Genomic DNA, 2,647 nt, shown 5'->3' on the forward strand with positions numbered 1-2,647 from the left:
CGAAACCGGTGCCGCGATGGTGGTCGATGACGTGCGCACCGGGTTCCGGCTGAACATGGGCGGTGCGCTCGAAGGGTTGTCGGTGCGGCCCGACCTCAGCGCCTTTTCCAAGGCCATCGCCAACGGGCACGCTCTTTCGGCGGTGACGGGCAGCGACAGCTTCCGCGAGGCGGCGAACAAGGTCTTCGTGACCGGCTCCTTCTGGTACGGCGGGCCCGCGATGGCCGCTTCGGTCGCCACGCTCGATGAATTGGCGCGGATCGACGGGCCAGCGGTGATGCAGCGCGCGGGCCAGCGCCTGCGCGACGGGCTGGACGAACAGGCCCGGCGCCACGGGTTCGAGCTGCGCCAATCCGGGCCGCCGGTCATGCCGCTGGTGCAGTTCGAAGGCGACGACCGTGCGGCCACCCTTGGCAATACCTTTTGCGGAGAGGCCCTGCGGCGCGGCGTCTACATGCACCACAAGCACAACATGTTCCTGAGCACGGCGCATACCGAAGCCGAGATCGACCGCGCGCTGGAGGCGACCGAAGACGCCTTTGCAGCCCTGTCGACAGCGCGCCCGATAACGGAGGAAGCACGATGACCAAACGTGGCAATGTCAGCCTTTCGGTTCTTGAGGACCGGGCGAAATTCATCCGCAAGGAAACCGTCCGCCTGTCGCGGATCGCGGGGGCCGGGCATTATTCATCGACCTTTTCCTGCGCCGAACTGCTGGCGGCGCTCTATTACGACCAGATGTCGATAGAGCCGTCAGAGCCCGATTGGCCGGACAGGGACCGTTTCGTGATGTCGAAGGGGCACGCCGCCATCGGGCTTTACCCGGTGCTGGCCGATCTGGGGTACTTCGATCCCTCGGAACTCGACACCTATACGAGGCTCGGCTCGCCCTATGGCGATCATCCGGACATGAAAAAGGTGCGCGGGCTCGATTTCTCATCCGGCTCGCTGGGGCATGGGCTGTCGGTGGGGCTGGGCCTTGCGCTCGCGGCGCGCATCTCGGGTCGGGATTACCGGACCTATGTGTTGCTGGGCGACGGCGAGTTGAGCGAGGGCCAGATCTGGGAAGCCGCCAACGCCGCCGGTCATTTCAAGCTGCGGAACCTCGTGGCCATCGTCGACCGGAACGGGCTTTCCATCGACGGCCATACCGAAGAGGTGATGAGCGTGGAGCCGCTGGAAGCGCGCTTTGCCGCTTTCGGATGGGACACGCAGCGGATCGACGGGCATGAATTCGCCGCCATCCGGGGGGCCTTCGACACCCTGAAGACCGGGGGGCAGGGCAAGCCGCAGGTCATCATCGCCGACACCATCAAGGGCCGCGGGGTGGAGCGGATGGAAATGTCGCTCGACTGGCATGTCGGCAATCTGGTGGGGGAGGATTACGACGCCGTCATGGCGGAGCTTGATGAGGGGCTGAAACCCTTCGTGGCGGAGGACGCGACATGAACAAGGACATGCAGGACGAAAGCGAGATCTTTCGCGGCACGACGACCGGCACCACCCAGTTGCGCGACAAGCGGTCCGTCCGCGGAACGCCGCGGTCCGGCATGCCGGCCTTCGTGCTGGGCGAGGAACTGGCGGATCTGGCAGAGGATGATCCGCGCATCGTGGTGGCGACGGCTGACCTTGCCTCGGCCAACCGTACGAATGATTTCCGCGACCGGCATCCCGAGCGGTTCGTGAACTTTTCCATTGCCGAAAAGAACATGATCACCGCCGCCGCCGGCATGGCCTCCACCGGGTTGATCCCCTATGTCGCCACCTTCGCGAGCTTCGCCGCGATTCTGGGGACGGAAGCGATCCGCACCGATTGCGCCTATCCTCGGATGAAGGTGCGTATCCTCGGCAGCCATTCGGGCATGTCCATGGGATTCTACGGCAGTTCCCATCACGCGCTGGAGGATCTGGGCATGATGCGTTGCATCGCCGATCTGACGGTGGTCTGTGCCACGGATGCCAACCACCTGCGGGCGATCCTGCGTGCTTCGTTGGAACATCCCGGCGCGATGTATATCCGCCTTGGCCGGGGTCGGGACCCGGTGGTCTACGACGAGGTGCCGAAGATCGCCTTCGGGCGCGCGATCCGGCTGCGGGAGGGCAGTGACCTGACGATCATCACCTGCGGCAGTCAAGTGCGCGCCTCGCTCGACGCTGCCGCGATGCTGGAGGAAAAGGGCGTGTCGGTCCGGGTTGTCGATATGTTCACCATCGACAGGATGGACGAGGAGGAGATCCGCGCGGCGGCGGAAACCGGCGCGATCCTGACGGTGGAGGAGCATAACGTGACCGGCGGGCTGGGATCCGCCGTGGCCGAGGTGCTTCTCGATCTGCCGCGGATCAGGTTCCGCAAGCACGGGGTGCCCGACAAATTCGTCGAGGTCGGGCCCCCGGCGGCCCTCTATGCCCACTACCGGCTGGACGCCGAGGGTGTGGCGGGGGTTGCGGGCGAACTGCTTGATTTACGCGAGGACGCTTGAAACCATTCGTCGGCGGGCCATTGCCGCCCGCCGCCATGTGACCCCTCCGAAGCCGTTTTGGCCCGTTGACTTTCGGCCCATCGCTGCCAATANTGCCCCTACGTCAGGGGAGTCCCGCCATGGGGACTGAGAGGCTGACAGGGGTTTGTTCAATCTGCCCCGGTGAC

3 protein-coding genes are annotated in these 2,647 nt (G+C 65.2%); all 3 read left to right on the forward strand.

What is annotated here, in order from left to right; genetic code table 11:
* The coding region (locus tag A3728_RS13500; protein ID WP_150120792.1) for an aminotransferase class III-fold pyridoxal phosphate-dependent enzyme at window positions 1–586 on the forward strand (586 nt) is incomplete at its 5' end.
* Complete coding sequence (locus tag A3728_RS13505) at window positions 583–1,449, forward strand: transketolase (RefSeq protein WP_067924676.1); 867 nt, start codon at window positions 583–585, stop codon at window positions 1,447–1,449. The genes A3728_RS13500 and A3728_RS13505, both read left to right, overlap by 4 nt.
* A complete protein-coding gene (locus A3728_RS13510) occupies window positions 1,446–2,480 on the forward strand; it encodes a transketolase family protein (RefSeq protein WP_082850993.1) in 1,035 nt (344 codons plus the stop codon). Before A3728_RS13505 ends, A3728_RS13510 begins: the two co-directional genes overlap by 4 nt.
* Window positions 2,481–2,647 lie beyond the last annotated feature (167 nt).

It is taken from the genome of Sulfitobacter sp. HI0040, assembly GCF_001634885.1.
Taxonomy (GTDB): Bacteria; Pseudomonadota; Alphaproteobacteria; order Rhodobacterales; family Rhodobacteraceae; genus Sulfitobacter.

Bases quoted from the DNA above. Each gene is read 5' to 3' on its own strand.
- A3728_RS13505 (WP_067924676.1), top strand. From the start codon at position 583: ATGACCAAACGTGGCAATGTCAGCCTTTCGGTTCTTGAGGACCGGGCG.
- A3728_RS13510 (WP_082850993.1), top strand. From the start codon at position 1,446: ATGAACAAGGACATGCAGGACGAAAGCGAGATCTTTCGCGGCACGACG.